Source organism: Gluconobacter sp. Gdi (assembly GCF_014132155.1).
GTDB lineage: Bacteria > Pseudomonadota > Alphaproteobacteria > Acetobacterales > Acetobacteraceae > Gluconobacter.
Genome location: NZ_BLJQ01000013.1, coordinates 1 through 24,822, shown reverse-complemented (window position 1 = coordinate 24,822; position 24,822 = coordinate 1). Strand labels below are relative to the sequence as shown.

Below are 24,822 nucleotides of genomic sequence, written 5' to 3'. Positions count from 1 at the left end.
GATCTTTTTTATGAGTTCCACAGTTCATCACCTGAACACCGAAACCACTCCGCGTCGGATGGAGCCCGCGTCGGCCGCTCCCCCGCTGCCTTCTCAGCACGACACCGTGGCGGACGATCTGGAAGGTCACGAAGCCGACCCAACGGCCCACGCTGACAGTCACACGGTCGAACCGGCATCATCCGGCTCCCCTTCTTTTCTCACGCCCCTGATCTCGCGCTACGAGGCACTGACACCCCGCCAGAAGCTCTACGGCGGTTCGGGTCTCGGGATCTGCGGCGTCCTGCTCGTGGGGATTCTGGCGGCCAGCGGGCACCACCATCGCCCTGTCTCTGCCCCTGGTCAGGAAGTGGGTATGGATCAGGCGGCAGCGCCCGTGGCTCAGGCCCCTGAACCGGCTCCGGTGGCGGCCCCTCCTGCAACCGCCGATCTTGCAGAAATGCAGACCCTCGGCCACCCGAAAGCTGCGGCGAACCCGCCCGCCTCTGCGACCGCCCCGAAAGCGCCTCCTGCGGCCGCTGTTGCAACGCCTTCAGCCGCATCGCAGTCTGCGCCAGCCCAGACTGACGCCCCGGTCGTTGCGCCGCCCGCACCGCCTGCCGATCCGGTCAAGACAGCCCAGACCCTTCAGGCCGCGCCCATGGCGACGCAGCAGCAGATCGACGTGCTTCAGCTCGTCACGGCTGAGGCCCGCGTGATTGAACGCGAGCGTGGCGAAGTTGAAGACCTGCGCCAGTCTCTGGCCGGACAGCGCAAAGCTGAAGAAGACCGCCTGAACGATCTGACGCGCCGCATCTCTCTGGTCGAAGCCAATCATGCCGTGACAGGCGCAGAAAATCCCGGTGCCGATGAGGCTGCCCAGGCCCATGCGGCTGCCGAAAAAGCGCGTGCGGCCCTGAGTGCTGCCATGAACAGGCCTGCGGCTGCGGCCCCGACGTCTTCGACCGCTCCACCCGCTCCGGCCGCCGTGGCCGGCCCGGCTCCAAAGCCTGCCTGGATCCATCACTACCGGATCGTTGCGGCCTCACCGCAACTCGCCATGATCGAAGACAGCGCGGCCCCAAGCGGACAGGCCCGTCAGTTCGAGGTTGGTGTTGGCACGGTCATTCCGGGCTACGGCGCAGTCCTGACCATCAGCCAGCAGGGCGCGACCTGGGTTCTGCATACGGCTCATGGCGACCTGAACTGAGGAGGCCAGCATGGAAGGCCTTGTCAATCTCGTCCATGAAATCGCCGTTGCCATGGGCTGGCTTCTGCCCACGGCCTGCTATGCGGCGGCCGTGAGCTGCCTGATCTTCAGTCTGGTCGGGATCTATCAGTATTACCACCCGACCATCCAGGCGCTGCAGGACAAGCCGTGGCTGCCCTACCTGTCGCTCGTCCTGTGCGGTGTCTTCGCCTCGTTCAACGTCATCCTCACCAAAAGCACGGCCTCGGCCGGAACGGATGTGCAGGTCACTCTGGGCGACGCGGCGACCAGTTACAGCACGGCGGACAGCCTGATCACCGGCACCGGCCCCAAAGACGCGATCCTCGCGATCGTTAAGGACTTCGCCCTGTTCTTTCAGATGTTCGGGGCCTGGACGTGCTTCTTCGCCGTCCTGACGTGGCTTGCCATCCAGAGAGGACGCTCCAACCGCGAGCGCCTTGGCTGCGGCATCCAGTACGTCTTTGGCGTCATGCTCCTCAATCCCGTCAAGGACGCCACCTGGATCCTCTCTTTCTGGCCCTGAAACGGGCTGACGAAAAAAAACACCCCTCGCCCGCCTCAGTCGCAGATCACGCGGTCAGATTGGTTGGCAGAGGGGATTGTCCCTCACAACGGAGAAACAACTCATGACATCCCAGACAGCCCCGTCTTCTTCCCGCGCGCTCACCAAGATCGGCGCAACCGTCGCGACAGCAACCATGCTGCCGATGGTGATGGCTGGCACCGCCCTTGCTGCCGCAGGGGGTACGGCCTCCAGCAACGGTCTTGGCCATCAGATCCAGAACATGGCGCAGGAAGGTACGGACACCATCGGTGTCGGTTCTGCCGCAGCCCTCTACGCATTGGCCATTGTCGCGCTCGTGACGGGTATCGTGCTGTTCTACAAGTCTCAGAAGGAAGAGACCAAGCGCCCGGGCATGGCGATTGCCGGCGTCGTCTGCTTCGTTCTGGCCGGTGTGGCGGCTACAGGCCCGAAGTGGATCAACAACTCTGCGAACACGGCCTCCAACGGGAATGCTGAAATCAGCAATACCGCCAAGAGCTACCAGTTCCAGTAAGCTGACATGACCTCCGATCCGTTCTTCCTCCAGCCTGGTCTCGACCAGGAGATCCGGCCCGGGAAAGACGGGTCGGATGGCTCGTTCACCTGCTCGTGCTGCGGTTTGCCGTCGCCCGGGGCAGGTCTTCCCTGGACTGGTCCCTCCTCAGGGGCCGGTCTCAGGGTCTGCGAGGTGTGCAATCTCCTGCAGGACACATCGCGTGCGGCCATTGACGCCGAGGCCATGCTGGTCTGGTGGCCGGAAATGTCCCAGTCACGCCTGATGTTTCTTGTTCGCACGGCCCACCAGACGCTCCGCCTGATGGCCAGACAACAGGGCCAGTCTGACAGCCAGTTCTGGAACACCGTCCTGAGGGCCATTCCGGACCCTCTGCTCGGCACGCAGTTTTCCCCCTCTTTCCGGACGCCCATGACGCTTCTGCGTCTGCTGGAATCCAGACGTGCGGAAGCCGAGCATCGCCTGCAATCCGGCTCCATCCGTCAGATCACAACGGCCATGCGCCTGTGTGGCAGCGCCGATGAGGCCGTCCAACGCAATCTCGCTCTCCTCCGCGCAGGCCTGCGCATTCTGCCGACCGGCAGGCTGCTTGACGCTGGCGCTGACGTTTACCCGGCCTTCCTCGACAAGGCCCTCGCCCTCACCCCATCCTGACGCGGAGTTTCCAATGTCTGGCTTTTTGACCGAACTGCTTGCCAGCGCGAGCCTCTTCCTTCGTCAGCCCCTCGAATCCTTTTGCGATGTCGAGACCAATCATACGGACGCCGTCCATCAGGACCGGCTCGTGACACTCCGGGGCGAGTACGTCTCGGTTCTGCGCGTGAATGGTCTGCGCACCATGTGCTCGCGTGCAGACGTGGAGGCCGTAGCCGAACAGCAGCGCATCGAACTTCAGGGCCTGCTCGAAGGCACCGGTCATGTGATCGAAGGCTGGTATATCTCCGACCCGGATCAGGCCCGCGTCGCCGTGGATCTGCTGGCGCTCAACGGATGCGAGCAGATTTCACGCATGATGAACGCTGACTTCCACGACATCATCAATGAGCGCCGCCTGCGGTGGCCTCAGGTGATGCGGTGGGAAGATGCCTGCTACATCCTGTGGACCCGACCGGCCGTTCTGACCCGTGAAGAAAAGAAGCAGGTGGCGGCCGAGAGAAAAGAGCAGGTCAAGGCGTGGCCAAAAGCGGGAAGCGGTCAGCGCTTTACCCTGCGCTCCGAACTCATGGCAGGCCGACATGATGCGTTTGTGGCGCGTGTGCAGGACAGCATGTCCAATCTCGGCATCTCCACGACGCTGCTACGGGCCGATGAATCCATCACGCTGGCGCGTGAAACGCTCTATCGAGAGACGGCCGGAAGTGGCTGGAAGCCGACGCTGGTGGGCGACCCTGTCATGCCGCGTCTTCCGGATGACGAAAAACAGAGCAAAAAGACCGAAAACCTGCTCTGGCCGTCCCTGCGCGATCAGATTTTCAACGCGGATGCCGAAAATCAGGGCGGTCAGCTCGTGACGGTCGGTGACTACACCTATGCCCCCGTGGACATGCTTCTCGGCCCCGAGGATCCGCGCCCGTTCTCCGAACTGCTCAACACTCTGGGCCGCAAGCGTCTGCCCTGGCGCAGTTCCATGATCCTCGAAGGCGGTGGCAAAGCCGCGTTCGCCATCAAGGAAACAGGGGCCACCATGCTTGGCATGTTTCCGGGTAACAAAGACATCACGCGGGCTTTTCAGGCCATCAAGCGTATGCGCGAGACGGAAAACCATAATTCCGTCCGGATGCGGATGACCGCCAGCACCTGGGCACCGGTCGGCGAAGACAAGCTGCTGCGTCGCCGTGCGGCCGATCTGTCTCAGGGCCTCGAAAGCTGGGGCGGCTGCAAGACCACCCGTGTTCCGGGCGACCCGCTTGAGGCCGCCATGGGGTCGGTCCCCGTGCTCTCTCTAGGCTCCACAGCCACCCCGGCTCTTGCGCCTCTGGGGGATGCCATGGGCATGATGCCGTGGATGCGAAGCGCCTCCCCCTTCCCGCAAGGTTCCATCCTCTTTCGTAAGCCCGATGGCGGGATCTGGCCGTTCGATCCGACTGGCGGCGGCGTACGTGAGCATATCGCGGATATCATCGTCGCCCCTCCAGGCAGCGGCAAGACCGTGCTCGGAAACACCATTCTTCTCGGCCTGCTCCTGAGTTCTGCTGCCATGGGTAATAATGGCGTCAAGCTGCCGCTGCTGGCGAAGCTGGACATCGGCCATGCGTCTCTCGGCTTTATCGAAATGGTCCGCAACGCGCTCGGGCCGGATCGTGCCCATGAGGCCATCTTCGTGGAAATGCAGATGGCACCCGGCTTTGAGGTCAATATCTTCGACCTTCAGGTGGGGCTCGAATATCCGCTGCCGCTTGAAGAAGTCGCCATCGACAACTTCGTGTCCCTGCTGGCCACACCCCTTGATGGTCAGCCTTTCGAAGGGATGGACCAGCTCGTCGGCGACGTGATTGCGGAGGCCTATCGTCAGTGCACGGGTGTTGCAGGCGGCAATCCGAAGCACTACCGCGAGGGCATCGAGCCTCTGGTGGATGAGGCTATCCACCGCCTCGGCCTCCAGCTCCCGCACCACGCGGCGGCCGAAGGCGATCTCGACAGTGCGGATCCGACCTGGTGGCGTGACGTTGTGACCGCCCTGATCGCTGCGGGCGAGCATCGTCTGGCGGGGATTGCCCAACGTCATGCCGTTCCGGTTCTCCAGGATCTGATTGCAGCGGCCCGCGCGCCGGAAATCTTCAATCGCTATTCCAAGATCGTCCTGCCTACGCACGAGACGCTCATTGATGCGTTCGAACGCTACATCATGGCGGCGATCAAGAAATATCCGACGCTCTCCGAGCCGACCCAGCTTGATCTGGGCGACGCCCGAATCATCGTCCTGGATCTGGCCCGGGTCGCTCCGCAGGGGTCAGAGAGTGCAAACCGGCAGACGGCCCTGATGTATATGCTCGGCCGCTACCTGATCGGCCGGAACTTCTTCCTGCACCCGGAATATGCAGATCTGCCGGTCATGCCGGAGAATGTGCGGGAATATCATCGCAGCCGTTTCACCGAGATGAAGGAGACGATCAAGCGCCTCGATTTCGAAGAATGGCATCGTCCCAAGGAGGCCCCGCAGGTCGATAAGCAGGCGATCCGGGACGTTCGTGAAGGCCGTAAGCACAATGTGCAGCTTTCGTTCATCAGCCAGCGCAGCGGCGACTTCAGCGCTGATCTCGTGGGTCAGTCCACGGCCCGCTGGATCCTGAAATGCGGAGACGAGCGGGAGGCCAACGAGATGATCGAGAACTTCAAGCTCACACCTGCCAGCGCCTATGTGGTGCGCAACCGCCTACCCGGTCCAGGCCGCAACGGTGCGCCGTTCTTCGTGGTGATGAACGCGGCTGAAGGCAAATATGAGCAGCTTCTGGTCAACGTGCTCGGCCCCATTGAACTCTGGGCCTTCTCCAGCACGCCGAACGACACCGCTCTGCGCTCGCGTCTCTTTGCCCGAATGCCCTCAAGCCGCGCGTTGCGGTGCCTTGCCATCGTGTTCCCGGGCGGGAGTGCGGAAAAGGAACTTGCCCGCCGCAAGGCCCTCGCGATGAAAAGTTCGTTTCTTCAGGACGAGCAGGCACAGCAGGGCGTCATGGACGCTCTGGTGGATGAGATCCTGTCCGGCCAAGGCATTGCAGGGGGCTTGTACGAGCGCCTTGAAGCCATGGATGAGCAGCAACGGGCCGCTGCCTAGTCCTAAAATTCAAAAAAAGCCGCATGGAAAGCTCCATGCGGTTTTTTATTCCTGGCCGCCCAGGACAAAGTTATAAATAGTTTGATATCGAAGATAAATTGTTTCTAATAGTAATCAGACGCATCCTCGATATTCGCCTACCATTGAGAGATTTTAAATATGCATCAAGAACAATATCATTGGGTATGGCCCTCAATCGTATCAATCGCATTTATTGTTCATTACGTATCCTCAACCGTGAACATGTTTAAGGAAGCCCAAGATACCGCTCTTGACGCTTATGCTTCGAAAAGCGGTAAGACTTTCTCGGATCGCAAAGAACTTGAGAAACATATGCGAAACGACAAGAATATTATAGATAATAAAATTGTTCTTCCTCCACAAGGGCGGAATACATATGTGGCGAAGACTCTAACTTACTATGCAAGCTGTCTCGTTGTAGCTATTTCAGCTATTTTTTTCGAATTTACGAAACTCAGTGAGCATAGTAAGTTAGCAAATAATCCAGAATTACTAAAACATATACGTCACAATATTATTGGATATAGTTGTTTTATCTTTTTGTTTTTTGTGACAGCTTGTGTAGCTTTTTCTGCCTTCAAATATTTTACGCGAGATGAAAAAGTAACCGCAATAAATGGTCCTGTCGTCAAGTATCTTTACAGGTGGATGCCTTATCTCGATGAATTCGCATTCGCCGTTGTGGTTGGTGAATTCGCTCTTTTCTGGTTTGAGTAGAGAATTGAGTAGCGACTGATTTTTCCGTCTAAGTCGCAGATCGAGCCGCGATGATCCTTCCAACATCTGGAGGGATCCATGCGACACCACTACCTACTGACACCCGTTCTTCTGCTGGCCCTCTCGGCCTGCGCCACCAAACCGCCCGAGCCTGTGGCGACAACAGGCATGGCCAACCCCGAGCTTGCGCTGCAACGCGCCATTGCCACGACCGACGCGGATCTGGCCCAGCTCGGCACGTTGCGGCCAACCCCGCCTCCCATGACACCGGATCCCGGCCTGCCCGCCGACCTCAAGCATCAGGTCTGGTTTGTCTGGCAAGGCCCGCTTGAGCCTGCGGTCCGCAAGCTCGGCAAAGACATCGGCTACAGCGTGACCGCATTCGGCCCGCATCAGAAGGTCATTGTCCAGATCAATGCCGTGGCTCCTGTGATTGACCACCTGCGCACGCTTGGCGAGCAGGCAGGAGATCAGGCCACCGTCTCTGTCGATCCCCTCTCCCACGCAATCTCGGTGACGTACCATGGCTGATCGCGCCCTGCTCTGCGGCCTCGCAACGGCTGCCTTCCTCGCATTCCCGTCTCTCGCAGGTGCGGCCGATACCGGCACCATCATGCCGTCCACAAGCTCCCTTCCTCCGCCAGCCCGGAGCGGAACGCTCGTTTCCATGCCCAGCCCCCCTGAACCGGGCGCGGATCAGGTCAACGCCAACGATGAGGCCCTTGGGAATCCTGCCAACACCCCGGTCACAGGCGCGCTTCAGCTCGACCGCATCACAGGCGGTGAGGCCCCACCGTCACTCGAAGCGTTGCAGGACGCGCGACCAAACGATGAAGCCGGCGACGACCTCAAGCCGGGCCGACGCGAGCAGATCCGTCAGGCCGCGCTGACCTACGGGGCACAGGGCGGACAGGCCGCACGGTCTTTCGCCATCAATGAAATGCTGCGCCACAACGAGCCCATCCTCGACACCACGTTCGATTTCCGCCCCTTCGTCCTGCCGGTTGGTGATGGTCAGACGCTGATGCAGCCCCCGATCGTGAGTCAGGCACAGATGGCCTTCGCTCTGAACGACACCGGCACCATCGCTCATGAAAGCCGCTGTGTCTTCGAGATTACCCGTGAGGCGCAGCTCACCTCTGCCGCACCGAACTGGCGGACCTATCTCGTCCGCTCCTGGAACAAGCCACGTCATCCGGCCTCATCTGCTCTGCCTCACACGGACAAGGAAGTGCGGCACTGGAACGACTGGGTGGCCGAAGGCTGGGCATCCGGAGAAAAGGTGGCTGATGAGATCTACCTGTCCGATCTCTCCCGTCTTCAGCGCGACATCACGGGCATGGCCCGCTACCGCGTGCTTCTGCGGGCCGGTCGTGTCGAAGAGCCACGCGTGGTCTTCGAGAACCGTCAGGCCGTGGGCGGCGGCGACAGTCTGCATCTCGGCGACCGTGTCATCCGGATCACCGGACAGCCCGGCCTTCAGGCCCGCACCCGCGTTGCCTATCCGGAGGACTGCCGATGAGCGCCGTTCTCAAACTGCGCGACACCGAAACCTGGGTACACGAACGGGCGAAGCGCGAGTACCCTTGGGTTGCTGAAGCCCGGAAACATGCACCCGGTCTCGATGACTTCCTGAAATGGGCACATGGCCTCGGCGCGTCGCGCATCGACCTGCTGACCGGACATCGGGCCACGCTCACGGTTCATGGCCGCAACCGCTACGCCACCATGGACCCCACGACATCGCTGGATCTCAAGCAGATCGTGGATCACGTCTATGGCGCGGACGGCTCGGCGCGCGTCCTGATCAGCCTTCAGCTTGATACGGCCTATAGCGTGACGCTCAACCGTCGTGAGTCCCTGCGCTTTCGTATCAACATCTTCCCCGTGCAGACCATGCGCGGTCCGGGCATGAATCTTGTCCTGCGGCCGATCCCGACCCTGCCGAAGAGCCTGGACGAGCAGCGCGTCGAGCAGGAGATCCGCGACACGAACCTGCTCAGAAGCGGCATGGTTCTCACGGGAGGATCGACCGGATCGGGCAAGACCACGTTGCAGTTCGGGCTGATCCACGAGCGGCTGATGGATCCGACCGTCTCATGCAACATTTCCACGGGCGAGCAGCCGATCGAGTTCCTTTTCGACAGCCTCAAGCCTCCCAACGGCAACCGGATCACCCAGACGGAGATCCGGCCGCCAAACATGACGCCGCCGCTGTTTGTCGAAGGCTCCATGCGCCGCGAAAACTCGGATCTGGTGCTGGGCGAGTGTCGTGACGGCCCGACCATGGAGGCGGCCATCAACTGCGCCATCACGGGCGGCAAGCTTTCCACCACCATCCATGCCGACAACGGCCCCCTCATGATCCAGCGCTCCATTGCCCTGTGTCCCCGGGCCGAACGGGACAATCTCGTCAGCGCTCTGGCGCAGTCGCTGCGTTTCGTCATCAACCAGCGTCTATTGGACCGCGTCGGCGGCGGACGTATCGCGGTGCGCGAGTTCCTGACCTTTCATCAGGATCTGCGCCGTCAGCTCATGCGCACCGAAAGCGAGCTTTGGCCCGATCTCGTGGCTCAGGCCATCGACAGCGACGGCCAGAGCTATGCGGTCGCCATTCGCAAGGCCCTGGAAGACGGGCTGATCACCGAACAGACGGCCAATGAGGCCTGGAGGAGAGACGCCTGATGTGGCGCGCAACCGCAAAACCTGTCCGTCTGGCCATCCTTGATGGCCGGGCCTGTCTGCCGCTTCTCGTGACGGTCACGTACTGGAGCTGGACGACGCTGTATATTGGCGTTCTCGGGACCGCCCTGTTTGCAACGATCAGCTTCTTTGGGCTGACGCTTCCGGCGGCCCTCAGAACCGTCCGCCGCCTCATCACCGGTCCCGTCCGGTCCGGTCGGCCGACCTGGAAGCGGAGGCGCTACGGATGACCGCCTCTCCTGCCATCGGCCTGCTTTCAGACGTTCTGGTCCGTGCTATCGACCGCAAGGGCCTCAGCGTTCTGTTGAGCGATGCCACCAACTCGACCCCCTGCGCCAGCACGGTCGCGGCGTCCAGCAGCGGCTTCCTGCCAGCCTTCCTGATCACCGCAGAGGCGCTCTGGTTTGAAATGACCCGGCACGGCTTTGGCCTGACGCTGGCCGATGATCCAGAAGCCGCTCTTGGCGTGACCGTCATCGACCATGATGCGCAGTCAGCCGTCACGGTCCTGCTTTGCCTGCTCGATGTGCTGGATGCGCTCCCAGTTCAGAACGGCCAGATCAACCTGTGCGATCTGAACGGCCTCTGGCAGGCGAGCATGGCGCGTCTTCAGCCGGTCTCCGTCCAGAAGGAGCAGGCCGCATGAAAACCCGCCTTTTCTTTCCGTTGGCCCTTGCGGCCCTCATGGCGGCCCCGGCTGCCTCGGCCGACGACGGCGGACGCCAGATCGCGGCCTGCCTGAAGGAGTCCGCTCATAACGCGCATGTGCCAGCGGGCGTCATGCTGGTCCTGCTCTATGTCGAAGGCGGTCATCCCGGTCAGGCCGTGCAGAACACCAACGGGACGTCCGACCTTGGCCCCATGCAGGTCAATACGATCCATGTTCCCGAGATTGCGCGCCACTGGCACACCACCCCGTCCCGCGCCTATGCGGCCTTGCGGAACAATTCCTGCGCCAATCTTGAAGCGGGCGGCTGGATCCTCGGGCAGGAAATGACCAAGGCCCGGGGCGATCTCTGGCAGGCCGTCGCAGGCTATCACTCCCATACGCCTCGTTTTGGCACGGCCTACCTGAAGCGCTTTTACGAGATTTCCCAGACCCTGATCCGCACCAGCCATCAAGGAGACCCGGCATGAGTGGCACAGCTTCGCGGTCCTCAGGCACGCGCTCGTCAGGGGAAATCACCCTGATGCTGGCCGGTGTTGCACTGTTGGGCATGGTTGTCCTGGCCTATATGGTCTGGTCAACATTCCACACCGAGATCAGCCGCTTCTACTGTAAGGCCCTGATCTGGCAGCTCGGCATCCTCTCGCCGACCCCGGAGCTGGCGCATCTGAATGTCCAGCTTCATCAGGCCCTGCACCATCCGGCGTCCATTCGCCTGATCCAGCTCTATTACGGCCTGTCCATCGTCGGGATGCAACTTCGGTGGGTTGCGGTCCTGGTCGGTGGAATCTGCGCGGGCCTGTGCCTCTTCTTCGGGGAGAACAAGGCGCTGCGGGCCGTCCTCGATCTCGAAGGCCTGATTGCCGTGCAGGCAAAAATGTTTCCGACCCTGCGCGGGTTTGCAAAGCGCCGCATCACCCGACTGGTTGCGCCGTCCACCGGAGCCCCCCTTCCGGCCGATCCGGCCCTGACGGCCGACGAATGGCGCAGCCGCTTTGCCACGGCCGCTGATGGCAGTTTCAGTGAGGTTTGCGCGCAGGAAGCTTTCGAGCGTCAGCTCGGCCCGCACTACACAACAGCCGGACCCGTCGCGACCCCACCTGCGGCTCAGGTGCTCTTTGCGGCCTTTGCGCTGCACAAACTCAAACGTCGCGATGAGGCCATGACCCTGCTCGGGCAACTGTCTGAAGGTCTGGCAGACGCAGGCCTTGATGGCGATACCGGCCCGAAGGTCAGCCTGAAGGTGCCCGCAAACGTCCTGAAGGACGCGCAGGACTTCCTTGCAGACCCTGACGTCCAGGCCACGATCGCCAAGAGCTGTGACCGTCACGGATGGACCACGACCGCCCTCATGACGCTTCTGTGCGATGCCCGATTTGAAGCTGGCGTCCTGGCGCCTCCGGCCTTTGCCATCGTCAAGCTGATCGACCGGCCGCTTTGGTACGCCCTGCACTCCCTGGGCTACCCCAGTGAAAACCCCAACGAAGACGTGCATCCCAATCCCCGGATCGAAGCCGCTGGCGCCCGCGCCCACTGGTCCGAGGAACAGCGCCTGCGTCGCCCCCTCTACATCCCGGTGCTTGATCGCGCCCTTTCCACGCTCCGCTCCGCCTGAAGGACAGTTTCATGACCCGCATCATTCTCCAGCATGGCCAGAACGCACCCCTCACGCTCGACATCGAGGAGGGCAGCACGGCTCCGATCCATCTCCATTTCTCGCAAGCCCTGCCTGTCGCGGCCCCTCAGGCAGAGATTGCCCCGGTTGGATCTCAGGCCGCTCCGGCCAGCAGGATCCGCCGCTTTCTGCCGGTTGCCGCGACAGCCGCCGTGTGCGCAGGTCTATTGTACACCTTCGGCGGCCTGCACGCCTCCGCGCCTGTGATGCCTGAATCCGCGCCTCTTCCGCCGTTGCCTTCCAGCGGCCCGCTGGAGACGCAGCCGCAAGCTCAGGCACCCACGGCACCACAGCAGATCCTGAAGGCGCTGCATCAGCCCGCCCATGTAGAGATGCCACCGTCCGCTCCCGCACAGGCTGGCTCGCCGTTCGGTCTGGAGAACTGAGGCCATGACGGCTCGTAAAATTGGCGCACCGCTTGGCCACCAGCAGGTCGAGCGGGGAAAGACATACCGCGATACACGCCCGTTCTGGACAAAGACGGAGGAAGAGCTTCGCTCGCCTTTGGCCGGTTGGCTTGGACTTGTGGGGGTCGGTCTGGGCTGGTTCGTGCCTGCGATTGATGGCGCGCTGATCCTCGTGGCCCCTGCCGTGGCAGCCTGGGTTGTCCTCCGTCCTGATCGTCTTCCGCTCCATATGCCGCGCTACAGCGGGCTGAAGGATGCGAACGATCTCAATCCCAAGGATCGCAAACCCCGCAAAGCCAACGGCATTCTTTATCTCGGCACCGAGGCGCGCACCCGTCGCCAGCTCTGGATGTCTTCGGATGCGGCCCGTCAGCACGCGGCCATTCCGGGCACCACCGGGTCTGGCAAGACTACGGCCATTGTCTCCCTGATGACGAACGCCCTGGCCCATGGCTCGGGTTGCATTCTCGTGGACGCCAAGGGCGACAACACGGTCTATGGTGACGTGCTGGCCCTCGCACGGCGGTTCGGGCTCGATGACCAGGTGCTGGCGCTGAACTTTCTCGCCGCCTCCGGCACGCGGGATTCCAACACGTTCAATCCGTTTGCCACCGGAAACGCTGATGCCATCCGCGAAATGCTCGTCAGCCAACTTGGCGAGCAGTCGGCCAATGATTCCAACGGCGTCTTTCGTGACCGTGCTGTCGGCCTCATCGGAACGGTGGTTCCGGCCCTCGTCTGGATGCGCGACACCCACGGCATTCCCATCAATATCGACGCGATCCGCTATGCCACCGACCTCCGCTGGATCGGCACCCTTGCGCGGCACAAGGTCTTCCTTATCCGCAATCCCGGATCCAATCAGGCTATCGAGCGCAGGGTCGAGGATATTCCGGACGATGTGCTGTGGCCGCTTCAGGCGTATCTCGGCGAACTGCCCGGCTATGATTCCTCACTGGAATGGAACGCGCAGAAGGAAAACAAGCCGTCCGAACAGCACGGCTATGCGAAGATGTATTTCTCGCGCGTCTTCACCCAGCTTGGCGTCAGTCTCGGGCATATCTTCAGCGCCGAGACGGCCGACATCATCATGCGCGATGTGGTGGTGAACCGCCGCATCCTGATCGTCATCCTGCCGTCTCTGGAGAACTCCTCGGACAGTCTGGCGGGCCTGGGCAAGATTGTCGTGGCCTCTTTGCGCGGCGTCATGGCCCAGCTCCTCGGCGCCAAGCTGCACGGCTCTGCCAGCGAAGTGTTCAAGCTAAAGGCCGGTGCTGGCGATGCACCGTTCCAGATCTTCTTCGACGAGTTGGCCGCCTATGTGACGGACGGCATGGACCGGATGCTCGCCATGGGCCGTGGCCTGAACTGCATGTTCTGGATCTCGTTTCAGGATCTGCCCGGCCTGACGGCCCGGATTGGCGAAAAGGCCTTCTCCCTTCTCGGCAACGCGAACCTGACCCATGCGCTGCGGCTTCAGGATGCCATGAAGACCCGTGAATGGCTGGAGCAGCAGGCCGATAAGGTCGAGGTGACACAGGCAACCCGCGTGGAGAACGACGGCTATGGATATTACAACGGCTCAGGCGCTGAGGTCCGCGAAGTCTCCCGCCTCCCCTGGAACGATCTGCAAAGCCTGATCGAGGGTGAGGCCGTGACGATGTTCGGCGGCCGGGTCATTCATTCCAAGACGTTCTTTGCCGACATCAATGGACGCTCAGGCGAGGTGCGGCGCGCTCGTCCGGTCATGCTGCCCTCGCCCAAGTCCGGGCATGGTGTGGATCCGGATGCCGAGACCTGGGGCATCGTCGAAACGCTGGAAAACGGCGACTTCCAGATCGAGACCGCCAGCTCGGGCGTCCCGCCATCGGTCGAAGCCTTGATTGGTAAGATTGCAAACGAGAACCAGCGGAACAGTTTTGCCCTCATGGATGACGTTAGCTCATGTCTGACAGAACTCACGGATTACCTTCGAGCCACGACGACACATGGCCATGGAGAAGGGAATACACCGTTCGCAGGCATGTTGGCCTGGGGCCGCGTCCAGCGCGCCGACAACAAGGACGACAGTCTTGCCCCTGCCCTACCCATGGACGGAGCGTTTCTGGGGCAGATTGAGCAACTGGAGCGGCTTGTGGGCAGTCAGACCGGTCGGACGCCTCGTCGGCGCGCTGTGCTGGTCCTGGCGACCCGCGACAAGCTCCGAACACTCCCGGCCAATACCGCTGGAGCGAAAGGGGAAAGCGAAAAAAAGATCCTCGCCGCCTTCCGTAGAGTCAGGGACAGGCTTCAGGCATAGGAGCGTGTCGGGCTTCCTTTTCATCACGAAAACGACGCCCGACATTCTTGAGAGGACCTGAGAGACCAGAAGGTCTAAAAATTCATGTTAAAGAGGATTGTGAGCGATCTAACCAGAGTTCAGTAAAAATTTGCTCAAGACAGTCAACGTCTCTCAGATCGAGACCTTCCAGTGTGCGAAGGCGACTTAGCGCGGGCTTAAGGTCTTTCTGAGACGCAACCGATTTCAGGCTTGGCTCACTACTGATAAATCCAAAGACGCTATCAACAATTTCTTGGGCGTCATATGGCTCTGTGACAAGCAGAAGAATAGCCGCCGCAACTTCACGACTTCCATGAACACCACGCTTTTCGAGTAGAAGTGCGACGAACTTGTGCTCAAGCTTCAGAATACCATCGAATATGTCCTGAGGGTAATTCTGTGGAAACGTGGTAACACTTATTCCTTCGTGGAATACTGCATGACCTATCAGTGCAGATAAACTCATAAATATCCTTTTTGGTTTGTGAGATTCTTTACAGGCTCGAATTGTCCCCTGCTTCTTCATTCAAGTCTAATGTGGATTCAGCTCGTGCAGACCGTAACAAGACATAACCAGCCTGACGTCTAGATAGCTCGAAAACGTGCTAAAATGCTACAACAGTCGGGCGGCGTGTAGTGCACCAGCGGCCTCTTCCTCCACTCTCATTCTGGATTTCTCTCATAGTTCAGGAGAGATGCTCTTCATGAGTTTCGCGACACGCTCCAGGCGCACCTCATGTTCCTCCCGAGACATAGCGCTACTATGACTGATCATCAGCGCTTCGATCTGGCTATCGAGATCTTTCAGCCTCGGCGCCGCGGACTTCTCAACAGCGATGGCCTGAACGCGGTTGGCCACCTCGCGCCCATAGTCGCGGCCCTCCTGCGCCATTTCCTCCTGCATCTTACCAAGGCGGATCAACTCCTGAACGTGCTTCTCCCGTTCCTCCTGCGAGGTGAATGGGAGATCCATGCCAAGCGCCTTGTAGGGCTTGTTGGACATGCCTTTGGCCACATGGTTCCACAGATCATCACTGGTGATCTCCGTCGTATCACCGAGCGCGCGCCCGTTGCGGACGGCCTCAAACGTCGCGCCGTCTGAGATCATGGTCCAGGTCGTGCCCTTGGCTCGGCTCTCTGCCACGTAAGACGTAAACCCGGTTGCCGTCGCCACGCCTCGCGGAAGCGCGTTGATATGTTCGTCTGAGGTGAGGCCCTGGGCGGCATCAATGGTCATCGCATGGCCGAAGCCAAGCAGGATCCGGCCGGTCTTGTGGTCCTTCAGCCGACGCCATTCAACATCTGCCTCCCGCCCGTCCTTCATCCGGACTTTCAGGCCGTCCTTGCCGTGCGAGACAACCTCCACGACATCGCCGTTGTTGCCAACGGTGGTCCCCTTTCCTTCGACCGCCCCCCAGGTGCGCCGGAACAGGCGCAACCTGTCGCCGGCTGCAACCTGAAGCTCATAGGTTTCGCCACGCTGATCGACCGCATCCAGCTTCACTTCATCCCGGGAGATTTCGCCACGGTTCTGCAGGATCCTGCGCACGGCGCGACTGAGGTCGGCCGCGTCCTGGTTGGTCAGGGCCGACATGCTGATCCCGCGATTTGATCCGGATGCGGCCAGAGCGTCGCGGCGCGTAACATAAAGCTCGGCAATCTTTTGCAGAACCTCGTCCTGATCGCCGCCGACCAGGCGGATGGTGCCGTCTTCGCGCTTCATGTCGATGGCGCGGCGGACTTCCTCAAAGTGAAAGGCGTTGCGCGGATCGTCCGCATTTTCCTGATCCCGGTTGGCATAGGCGGCCTTTCCTTTGGGTCGAAGCGCGTCCAGTGCATCCGCATCTGGTGTCTCGCCACGGAACAGTCCGGCAATCTCACGATTGCGGGCCGTTGTCTGGCGGACCGTGGACAGCAGCTCCGGCATATCCTCCTTGGCCAGAACCCTGCGCAGGATCTCGACAGTATCACCGGCCTCAATGGATTGGGCCTGCTCCCGATCGCCCAAGGCCTTGATGGTGCAGCCGCTCGCGCGTTGCAGCTCCAGAAGCTGAAGCATCTGGCGCGGTGCGATCTGGCCGACCTCGTCAATGACCAGAACCGTGTTCTCGTCCACGGCCTGCTCGCCTTTCTCAAGGCGGCTGAGGAAGGGCATCATGGCGTAGCGCTGATGGATCCCGGCATCACCAAGCGCATCGGCCTGTCGCCAGGCCGTCGCAAGGCCGATGATCTCACGGCCCTTCTCCGAGAACCGGGTATCCCGCTTCCAGGCATCCACGAGCGGCTGAAGCAGCGTTGTCTTGCCGGAGCCGGCAACACCCGTGAGCATCGAAATCTTTCCGGCCTTCCCCAGGGCGTAGATCGCCGCCTTCTGGGACTGGCCGTGTTCGTTGTCGAAATCGAGGTCGCATCGCGCGATGGCCTCTGTGAGTTGGGCGTCCGAGAGGGAAGCACTGCGATCTGCGGAGGCCCGAACGGCCTCCTTGGCAAGGGTCTCCTCGACACGGATCTGTGCCGTGTTGGTCACGCGGACCCGGTCAATCTTCACGCAGGACACAAGACTGACCTGTTCGCCCCGAACCTCAAGGCCTTTGTCCTCGATCAGTTTGACGACCTGGTCGATGTCTTCAATGCCCCCGGAGATCCCCGCGCCGATGAGGCCGCGAGCGGCGTACATCCTCAGCTTGTCGTGATCGAGAACGGCTGCCGTCTCAAACTCCTTGCCGAGATGCCTGGCCGCGAACGCATAGGCCTGCTCATGCCGGTCCGCGACAGATACCTCCGTGGCCTCAGCCGTGCCCATGACGCTGTGATGCTCCCAGCCAATCGCGGCGGCCCGTTCGCGCCAGGCCTGAACGTCGTCAGCGGATTCATTCTTCTTCTGCCTGTGCGCCAGACTGGCGGCCTTGAGCATCTTGTTTTTCAGCTCGGCCGTCATGGTATTCCAGTCGTGCCCTTCCTTCTCGGCATAGGCCCGAGCGGATCGCGTCACCTCGGCCGTGCGGCTGGAGAAAGCGTCACAGGCCTCCTGCGGAACGGCAGAGATAACGGTTGCCTGCTCCTTGGCGTCGTAGGATTGCGCGATCCCGAGCTTGCGAAGCTCATCCGCCAGTTCCGCCTGGAAGAAGGCGCCAAACTCGTGCACACGGGAGCGCAGGCGCTTCGTGTCCAGCGAACCCACATGGCCGCTCTCGGTCACAACAACATTGTAGAGCGAGTTATGGATGTGCATCTGCGGATCGCCCCCGGTCGGGGCCTCACGCAGATAGGTGGTATCGGTCTCGGCATCATGCAGGGTCAGGGTCGGGCGCGACGTGCGGTGACGGTAGGAAGTCCAGGCGACCTCCCCGGCTTCTTCTCCGTCTTCCCCACCGTGACCGCGTCGGGCAAAGCCCAACTCGCGGGCCACATACTGCATGGTCGCATCATTGGCCCGCTGCACAGCGTTCCAGATAGCGGCGCCTTCGGCCTGTGTTGGCGCGAACTCGGCAGCCAGCGTGACCGACTTGTGCGGGGCCATGGTCAGGTCGTAGGCGCTGATCTTCCGCTTGGCCTGAGACCATTGCTCACCATTGTCAGCGCGCTTGCCCTCGAACAGGGCCGCAAGTGTTTCGGTGGTGGGCATGGCCCGCCGATCCACGCCGAGGACGTCCGCCATCTGCTGGCTCATGCCCGGATTGAACGAGGCCCGGCCATCACGGCCGAGGTAGTAATTCGTGAGGCGCTGACCATCACCGTCAGGCACCTTGCCGGTGTCCGTGCGGAAATCGTGCTCCGGATCCGGTGCCCCTTCGGTGAAGTAGGCGGCCACGAACTTGCCGTTACACTCCGCCGAAATCTTGCGGAAAGTCATCATGGCGTGTGGCCGTCCTCTGTCTTCGGACGAACCTTACGGCCTTCAAGGAGGTCGTTGTTTCTAGCGGTCGTGTGGTCGATGCGCCTGATGACCGGCTCCTGATCCTTCATCAGCTCGACCAGGCGCGCGAGAATGTCGTCCAGTGTCGGGCCGTCCCCCTTCTCCGAGGGGGTAAGAAGCTCGATCAGGATACTCAGCTTTTCGCTGATGAACCGGATCTCTTCTCCCTGCTTGTCAGAGCGGGCGAGAAGGTTCTGAAGAAGCTCCCGATCCGAAACGTCGGTCTCGGGAGGGCGGTCGGGGGTCTGGGTCTGATCTGTCATGAGGGCAGGATAGAAAGCCCTCGTGCGACTGAGATCATCTCATCATGGCGGCAGGTCGATCCGGTTCCTCTTCCGATCGCCCCCCTTTCGTCAGGCTGCTCTACGACCCACGAACGACCTCAGAGCAACCGAATGAGGGGCCTCACTCATCGTCCCTCATCCTCTTCCTTTTTCCCTGCGCGGCGAAGCCGTCCGCACCAACGGTGCAATGGTCTATGAAGAGCCTTATTTTTGTGTAGTCGTTGTGTAGTCGTCTGGTAGGTCGTTATGGGGTTGCTCTGAGGTCGTTCGTGGGTCGTAGGTAGGTCGTAATGCCGTCGTAGGCAGGTCGTAGGTTGGTCGTGAGTATATCGCTATGTAGTCCCCGTGGGGTCGTATGTGTATTATGGAGGTAGCGCTTTGTAGTCGCACACAATGCGCTAGGCTCTGTGTAACGTTGGCGCACTCTAGATCAGTGCCGTCGCCGCAGTGGATCGAAGAACATCGTGTCCGAAACGGACACACACAAAAGAGAAGTGTCATGACGAAAACCCTGTCCAAAGGCCTCGCCAGACTGGCCGAGACTGATCCCGGAAGATCATACCGAGCAGACACTTCGCCTCTCTATCTGTGGATCGACGAACACTGCGAGGAAATCGAAGCTCTCCGATACGAGAAAGGATGGTCCTGGGAGAAACTTGTTAGTGCGGCGATCGAGGATGGTCTCTCGCTCGAAAACACTCCGGCCACATGGAAAAAGTGCAGAGCACGCTTTACGCGGATCAGGGCTCTTAGAAGGAAAAGAGCGCTGCGGGCTGAACGGCCTGACGAGGCCTCACACAAACCAAAACCCGTCTCACCCAGTCGTGTCCCGGCAGACTGGCGTCCAGCTTCTGTTGAAGAAGCCTATTCAGACCGCCCATTGAAAAAAAATGAGACCGGCTCGGAAAGGACAGTCTCAGTCGCAGATCAAACGGAGACACTCCGAAGCGATCTGGAGGACCGAAAGGAAACTCCGGAGGAGAGAGCTGCGAGGCTCACAAATGAAATTGAAGAGAAGCTCTTTGCTCAAAAGCGAGCAAGAGGACCGGGCTTCCTGACGGAGTAAACCATGACTGCCACGGCAAAGACGTCCAAGACCGAACCAGCAGCCGAAGCCAAACCGCGCCGCCCTCGCCTGATCGTAGCAATCGGACGCCAGAGGGTCGGAAAGACGACCATTCTTAAAGCTATCACCGAGATCACCCTGCAACAGGGCGGAGACCCACAAGTCTGGAATACAGACATCATGAACAAGTCTCACGCCATCGACACGGTCGGTGTGGATGTTCTGACCCCACCCGAACAGCACGCAAGTGGACAGGCCGCATGGCTCGAAGAGCAGATTATGGGTATGGCCCAGACAGGCCGCGATGCTGTGCTGGATATTGGCGGCGGTTGGACGGCCGTTCATGAACTGATTCAAGGCTCTCCACTCCTCGGTGCGATGAGGCGAATGAAAGTCCGCTTGATCCCCTATTTCGTCATTGGTTTTGAACCCGCCGATTTGGACTATCTTGACGACCTGCATCGGCGCGATTTCAACCCGCCAGGAAGCGTCGTCATCATCAACGAAGGTCTCGCATCTTACAAAGCGGACTCAAAGGAGCACACACGGGCGATCATTCGACACCCCGCCGTCCAGCAGGCTCTCACGAACAAAGGGACTGTCGCGACCTTCCCCGCTGTCAACGGGCTTCTCAAGGTGGCCGAGCGCAATCAATCGTTTTTTGATTTCGTAGCGGGCAAGCCGGTTCCAGGTATGCCCACTCCTTCATGGTTCGATACGCTCCGCTTCGATTTCTGGCTACGCCATTCCATTCCTGCGTTCATGAGAGACTTGGGGGCCGATTTCCTACCAAACATGCCAAACGGCCTGCCCCCCGTTGTCTCGAAAGATGAGATCGAAAATGGCGACGATGGAGACGACGAATGACGCTCTCCTGCAGGGCCGAGCAGGAAGAATTTCGCAAACGGATAGCAGGCCTCAAACAGGCCTGCGAATACTGGGTGCAAACGCCGCGCAAGCCTGAAGCACAACTCATGATGATGATGGTCGATAGTATGGAAGCCATGGGAGAGCGCTGTCTTGCTGCTCAGCGTTCCTGTGAGCAAATGGCAGAAGACTGCCGCCGTGCAAGCGCGGAAGAGATGGCTGCCGTGCAAGGCGTTCTTCGCAGTGCTATCGCTGTCTCAGATCAGATGAAGCAGATCGACGAAAAGACAGTCAAAGCAAAAGTCGCCGAGATCCTGAGCACCGTAAAACATGAAATCGCGGCCTCAATGAAAGCGCAGATCGTGATGGCGGGCACTCGTGTTCGACGGGACGAAATCAGCAAGCGGGCCGGATGGTTCGCCACCATGATCGTGGGCGGAACCGTCTTCGGAATTATCCTCGATCACCTGATTTAGGTGTGTCCAAAACGGACACACCGCCTCGCGCCAACAAGAGCTGTTCAGACAATACTCAAAGTCGCAGACTACAGGCGGATACTGACCACCCCAACACAGGAGTGCTCAATGCCGCCGCCCTTCAAACAATCCTTTTTGATTACAGGTCTGGCTTTCTCGGCCGGACTTGGCCTCAGCGGTTCGTGCCAGGCACAGTCGATTGAAGTGCCGAACGGCCTGCCGGAAGTCCCGCATGTCGTCTATCCGGAAGTCGGCCTGCCGAACTTCACGGTACCAGCAGGGACCGTCCAGCAGATCGGCGGAGACGGCAAGGTCATCCAGACCACTCAACCCGTTTCGAATGGATCGGACGCCCTGCAAACACTTTATAGTCGCGCATGGGGCTATCAGGCCGCTGACAACGCATCTTCCCTCGGCGTCAATCCGGCCGCCTTGGCCGCAACCTGTCAGGTCGAATCAGGCTGTCAGAATGTCTATACGGCGAACAGCTCAGGAAACACGATTACCGGTGCGTTCCAGATGTCCAATGGAACCTACAGCGAAGAAATGAGCAAAGCACTCGCGGCCAACCCCGGCCTCGCCAGCACCATTACGTCCGGAACGGCAGGCCAACAGGATCCGGCAACACAAGCAGTAGCAGCCGCTCAGTACCTGAAGGACGGCGCGACCTATCTACAAAATCAAGGGATCAGCAACCCCACCTCCGTGGATGTCAGAGGTTACTATAATTTCGGGCCATCATCGGGTCGGGCCATCGCTCAGGCCAATCCGGACGCAACCATGGCCGAAACACTTCCTTCGTACAGCGCGTCTGCACTCGCAAAAAATGGCATTTCCGCAGGTGAGACGGTCAGTCAGTGGAGGCAATCAGTCGCAGACAAGATGGGATCAGGCGCAACATTGCCTGTTCTAAACTCTTAATAAACGCTAGGATTCAACCATGAAACGGACACTCTACTTCCCTTTGCTTGTCGTCGCGGCGTTTACATCGTCTCACGCCATGGCTGCCGCACGCCACGTAGTGAAGACCCTGCCGGGGTATAGCTGTGCGATGCTGAATTTGACCCACGAGCAGGAGATGGATTTCAACCATCCACCTATGCTTTACAGCGAACCCCGTGATGGTGCGCAGACCATGGGCGGAGCCGCTGAAGTATTGGCCGTAAAATCAGATACGGCACCGGTAAACGGCTATATTCCAGCGCTGCAAATGAACATGAAGTCAGGCTGGATAAAGCAGGCACTCATCAAGCCTTACGCAGCGGCAGCCGACCCGACAGCCCGCTGTGAGCCGGTTCTCATGTCAGATGGTACACAAGGTTTCAGCTATCATCACGACTGATAACAATGAGGCAGCCTCCGGGCTGCCTTTTTCGTATTCCCTGAGCCTGGACGTGGAGACACCGGAAGCCACCACGTCGCGGGCAATGTCACCCGGCTTTGCGGATCTCGGCGAGAATGGGATCGGCCTTTCTCTGCCGGGGACAGGGATGGGCCACATGGGCCGCTTCCAGATCCAGTAGCCACAAAGACAGATCAGCCGGAAGAGAGGACGTGCCCTCCAGGCAGCGCCGGAACTGGTTGCGGTGCATGTCGCATTTCTCGGCGGCCTGACGCTCGGACCATCCGATCCGGAACAGGGCAAGAGACAGGCGCGGCCCGGTCAGGTGCTTCGGGCGGCTATCGAGAGGGGAAAGGCTCTTCGTCATAAGGGTATCGTGCCGCCGCGTTCTGCGACTGAGCGTAAATAATCGCTCCTTCAAAATACGCATCCAGAGAGGCCGCGAAGCCCGGAAAACCTTGCCATTTCTCGCAAAAACCGCTAATTTCTTCCTATGAGTTCAGCCAAAACCCTTTTCGCTCCGACGCCTTTTTCCGCCCTTTCGGATGAAGAGCGCGCGCGCCGTCAGGATGCGGTCGAATGGACCCTCGCGGCCCAGAGACGGCAGGGCTACACGCATGATCCCCTTATCGAGGATGCCTGCCAGTCGTTCGTCGCGGGACAGATCGACCTCGCCGAACTGGGGCGGAGACTGAATCCCGCCCTCTGACGCGTCAATGCCTCCCGCCCACGGTTACACCTACCCAAATGTCTCGGATGATCCTGACCAGACGGACGTTCTGCGAAACCGTCTCGGCCTGCGCCGCCATTCCGAGCTTCACCCCGAAGAGTACCGCCGCACCAGTCACAGGATTCTGGAAATCCGGATGGGTCTGGGGCCGTCCGGCTCTTTCGATGCCGACCACCTGAAGGCCATCCATCGGCATATCTTCCAGGACGTCTATGAGTGGGCCGGTCACATGCGCCACGAAAGGCCGGTCGTGGACGGAGCACGGGTCGAACCGATCGGCTCCATGCGGAAAGGGTCAACAACCTTCCTCCCCGGCTCCCATATCGACATGGGGCTAAACGAGGCCTTCAAGCCCATCCGCAACCCGGATGTGCTGAAGAACTCCACGCCGGAGCAGTTCGCGGCCGTTGCCGGAAAGGTTCTAAACGAACTCAATTATGTCCACCCGTTCCGAGAAGGAAACGGCAGAACGCAGGAGGCCTTTCTTTCAGAACTCGGCCGTCATTACGGGCATAACGTGGACCTTTCCGTCATCACAAAAGCCCGCATGGTGTCCGCGTCCATTGCCGGCACGCAGGATCCGGATCACCCTGCTATGGGGGCCTTGCTGACAGATGCCACCGATCCCACCCGTGCGCGTGCCCTTAAGGAGCTGATGCAGGACATGGGCTCTGGCCCTGCCGCAAGGCCGCTGGATGACCTCGTCATCCGCACGGCCGCGCCTGGGGAAACGGTCTCGGGGATCTTCAAGGCACGGACCAGCCTCTCCGGTGCGTTCGAAACGCCTGACGGGATCGTGGCGGTGCCTGTCGCGGATTTGCGAAACGCTGTCCGACAGAATGGCGGATACACTGTCACCGTGCAGTCCGATTTTTTGACGGCCTCTGCTGCTCCAACGCTTCGGCCCGTGCCCCGTCCGGTTATTCCGGCCGTCTTCGGGCCTGCGGAAGAGAAGCGCGAAAGCGCGCTCCTGGCACAGGCCAAGGAAGAAGGCCGTAAGGCCGCCGCCTCTCTTCATGCGTTCTGGTCGGCCCCGCCTTCCCTCGTCTGCCGCGACATCGAGGCCGCGATCCGCCAGGAGGGCGGCGATGCAGCACAGGCCTTCACCGGCATGAAGGCCGGAGGCCGTCATGCGGCGCTCGGGAAAGAGATCGAAAAGGAACTGCGCCACAATCCCACCTTCGCCCGCGAGCTGGGCAAGGTGCAGAAGGACATGGCAGCCTATGGCGACAGTCGGGAAAAGGCTTTTGCGTTTGGGGCCGCTCACGGTCGGGAAACAGAAATCCTGACAGACCTGGCCGGGACGGATCGGGAAATCGCCCGCCATGCCAGCCGGACTCCCACCTCTGAACCGGGCCGCGCGCTGATTCAGACCCTGACCGGCCAGCCCGCCCTAAACGCCAACGAAGACCCTACAGGCCGCCCGTCTCTTTCGTCCGCCCGAACACCCGGCCCCGGCTGATCGCCCCCTGTTTTCCTAGACCCATCCTGCCCGTGCGGCGAGCACACTGACGGCGACGAGAGTGGAACGACGGTGGCGTTTTCCTGAGCCCATCCTGCCACCGGCCAAGACGGGCGACGGGACAGGCCG

At 60.6% G+C, this 24,822-nt stretch carries 25 protein-coding genes; 21 read left to right on the top strand and 4 right to left on the bottom strand.

Annotated features, from left to right (window positions below; genetic code table 11):
- Positions 1–10: 10 nt before the first annotated feature.
- The 15 genes from JN414_RS14280 (at position 11) to JN414_RS14210 (ending at position 14,529) form a co-directional block, all read left to right on the top strand.
- A complete protein-coding gene (locus tag JN414_RS14280; RefSeq protein ID WP_202208505.1) occupies positions 11–1,189 on the top strand; it encodes a hypothetical protein in 1,179 nt (392 codons plus the stop codon).
- Positions 1,190–1,199: 10 nt separating this feature from the next.
- Positions 1,200–1,733 (top strand): hypothetical protein, encoded by a 534-nt coding sequence (locus JN414_RS14275; protein WP_202208503.1) that lies wholly within the window; start codon positions 1,200–1,202, stop codon positions 1,731–1,733.
- Between the two features lie 103 nt (positions 1,734–1,836).
- Complete coding sequence (locus JN414_RS14270) at positions 1,837–2,268, top strand: hypothetical protein (protein ID WP_015074963.1); 432 nt, start codon at positions 1,837–1,839, stop codon at positions 2,266–2,268.
- 174 nt (positions 2,269–2,442) lie between these two features.
- The gene (locus JN414_RS14265) at positions 2,443–2,922 is read left to right on the top strand and encodes a hypothetical protein (protein ID WP_237390089.1); all 480 of its coding nucleotides are present in this window, start codon (positions 2,443–2,445) and stop codon (positions 2,920–2,922) included.
- 13 nt (positions 2,923–2,935) lie between these two features.
- On the top strand, positions 2,936–6,040 hold the full coding sequence (locus tag JN414_RS14260; protein WP_016738530.1) for a hypothetical protein: 3,105 nt from the start codon (positions 2,936–2,938) through the stop codon (positions 6,038–6,040).
- A 159-nt stretch (positions 6,041–6,199) separates the two neighbouring features.
- Positions 6,200–6,778: a hypothetical protein gene (locus tag JN414_RS14255; protein WP_202208500.1), complete on the top strand. Its 579-nt coding sequence runs from the start codon at positions 6,200–6,202 to the stop codon at positions 6,776–6,778.
- Positions 6,779–6,856: 78 nt separating this feature from the next.
- A complete protein-coding gene (locus JN414_RS14250) occupies positions 6,857–7,309 on the top strand; it encodes a DotD/TraH family lipoprotein (protein WP_202208499.1) in 453 nt (150 codons plus the stop codon).
- The gene (locus tag JN414_RS14245) at positions 7,302–8,300 is read left to right on the top strand and encodes a type IV secretory system conjugative DNA transfer family protein (protein ID WP_202208498.1); all 999 of its coding nucleotides are present in this window, start codon (positions 7,302–7,304) and stop codon (positions 8,298–8,300) included. Before JN414_RS14250 ends, JN414_RS14245 begins: the two co-directional genes overlap by 8 nt.
- Positions 8,297–9,463, top strand: a complete 1,167-nt coding sequence (locus tag JN414_RS14240; protein ID WP_202208497.1) for a type IV pilus twitching motility protein PilT — start codon at positions 8,297–8,299, stop codon at positions 9,461–9,463. The genes JN414_RS14245 and JN414_RS14240 overlap by 4 nt, the downstream gene beginning before the upstream one ends.
- Positions 9,463–9,711 (top strand): IcmT/TraK family protein, encoded by a 249-nt coding sequence (gene icmT / locus JN414_RS14235; protein ID WP_015074953.1) that lies wholly within the window; start codon positions 9,463–9,465, stop codon positions 9,709–9,711. Before JN414_RS14240 ends, icmT begins: the two co-directional genes overlap by 1 nt.
- Positions 9,708–10,127, top strand: a complete 420-nt coding sequence (locus JN414_RS14230) for a hypothetical protein (RefSeq protein WP_202208496.1) — start codon at positions 9,708–9,710, stop codon at positions 10,125–10,127. Before icmT ends, JN414_RS14230 begins: the two co-directional genes overlap by 4 nt.
- A complete protein-coding gene (locus JN414_RS14225; RefSeq protein ID WP_194258214.1) occupies positions 10,124–10,618 on the top strand; it encodes a lytic transglycosylase domain-containing protein in 495 nt (164 codons plus the stop codon). The genes JN414_RS14230 and JN414_RS14225 overlap by 4 nt, the downstream gene beginning before the upstream one ends.
- Entirely contained in the window at positions 10,615–11,763 is a 1,149-nt protein-coding gene (locus JN414_RS14220) for a hypothetical protein (RefSeq protein ID WP_202208495.1), read from the top strand. Before JN414_RS14225 ends, JN414_RS14220 begins: the two co-directional genes overlap by 4 nt.
- Before the next feature lie 11 nt (positions 11,764–11,774).
- Positions 11,775–12,209 carry a hypothetical protein gene (locus JN414_RS14215; protein ID WP_202208494.1) on the top strand — a complete coding sequence of 145 codons (435 nt, stop codon included), beginning with the start codon at positions 11,775–11,777 and terminating at the stop codon, positions 12,207–12,209.
- Between the two features lie 4 nt (positions 12,210–12,213).
- Positions 12,214–14,529 carry a type IV secretory system conjugative DNA transfer family protein gene (locus JN414_RS14210; protein WP_202208493.1) on the top strand — a complete coding sequence of 772 codons (2,316 nt, stop codon included), beginning with the start codon at positions 12,214–12,216 and terminating at the stop codon, positions 14,527–14,529.
- Positions 14,530–14,611: 82 nt separating this feature from the next.
- Here the strand turns inward: JN414_RS14210 and JN414_RS14205 are convergent, their stop codons facing one another.
- The 3 genes from JN414_RS14205 to JN414_RS14195 all read right to left on the bottom strand — a co-directional run bounded on the left by JN414_RS14205 (position 14,612) and on the right by JN414_RS14195 (position 18,729).
- Complete coding sequence (locus tag JN414_RS14205; protein WP_061507296.1) at positions 14,612–15,016, bottom strand: hypothetical protein; 405 nt, start codon at positions 15,014–15,016, stop codon at positions 14,612–14,614.
- A 213-nt stretch (positions 15,017–15,229) separates the two neighbouring features.
- Positions 15,230–18,406, bottom strand: coding sequence for a MobF family relaxase (gene mobF / locus JN414_RS14200; protein ID WP_202208492.1), 3,177 nt, complete (start codon positions 18,404–18,406; stop codon positions 15,230–15,232).
- Positions 18,403–18,729, bottom strand: a complete 327-nt coding sequence (locus JN414_RS14195) for a hypothetical protein (RefSeq protein ID WP_202208490.1) — start codon at positions 18,727–18,729, stop codon at positions 18,403–18,405. Before JN414_RS14195 ends, mobF begins: the two co-directional genes overlap by 4 nt.
- 1,090 nt (positions 18,730–19,819) lie before the next feature.
- Between JN414_RS14195 and JN414_RS14190 the strand changes: the two genes are divergently transcribed.
- From JN414_RS14190 to JN414_RS14175, 4 genes are all read left to right on the top strand, one after another.
- A complete protein-coding gene (locus JN414_RS14190; protein WP_202208488.1) occupies positions 19,820–20,683 on the top strand; it encodes an FAD-binding oxidoreductase in 864 nt (287 codons plus the stop codon).
- Positions 20,680–21,159, top strand: a complete 480-nt coding sequence (locus JN414_RS14185) for a hypothetical protein (RefSeq protein ID WP_202208487.1) — start codon at positions 20,680–20,682, stop codon at positions 21,157–21,159. Before JN414_RS14190 ends, JN414_RS14185 begins: the two co-directional genes overlap by 4 nt.
- A gap of 108 nt (positions 21,160–21,267) precedes the next feature.
- Entirely contained in the window at positions 21,268–22,080 is an 813-nt protein-coding gene (locus JN414_RS14180) for a hypothetical protein (protein WP_064273028.1), read from the top strand.
- A gap of 19 nt (positions 22,081–22,099) precedes the next feature.
- Positions 22,100–22,501: a hypothetical protein gene (locus JN414_RS14175; RefSeq protein ID WP_202208486.1), complete on the top strand. Its 402-nt coding sequence runs from the start codon at positions 22,100–22,102 to the stop codon at positions 22,499–22,501.
- Positions 22,502–22,589: 88 nt separating this feature from the next.
- Here the strand turns inward: JN414_RS14175 and JN414_RS16995 are convergent, their stop codons facing one another.
- Positions 22,590–22,868, bottom strand: a complete 279-nt coding sequence (locus tag JN414_RS16995) for a hypothetical protein (protein ID WP_225198652.1) — start codon at positions 22,866–22,868, stop codon at positions 22,590–22,592.
- A gap of 126 nt (positions 22,869–22,994) precedes the next feature.
- Here JN414_RS16995 and JN414_RS16990 point away from each other — a divergent pair, with 126 nt between their 5' ends.
- The gene (locus JN414_RS16990) at positions 22,995–23,210 is read left to right on the top strand and encodes an antitoxin VbhA family protein (protein WP_063905511.1); all 216 of its coding nucleotides are present in this window, start codon (positions 22,995–22,997) and stop codon (positions 23,208–23,210) included.
- 7 nt (positions 23,211–23,217) lie between these two features.
- The gene (locus tag JN414_RS14165) at positions 23,218–24,693 is read left to right on the top strand and encodes a Fic family protein (RefSeq protein WP_202208485.1); all 1,476 of its coding nucleotides are present in this window, start codon (positions 23,218–23,220) and stop codon (positions 24,691–24,693) included.
- Positions 24,694–24,822 lie beyond the last annotated feature (129 nt).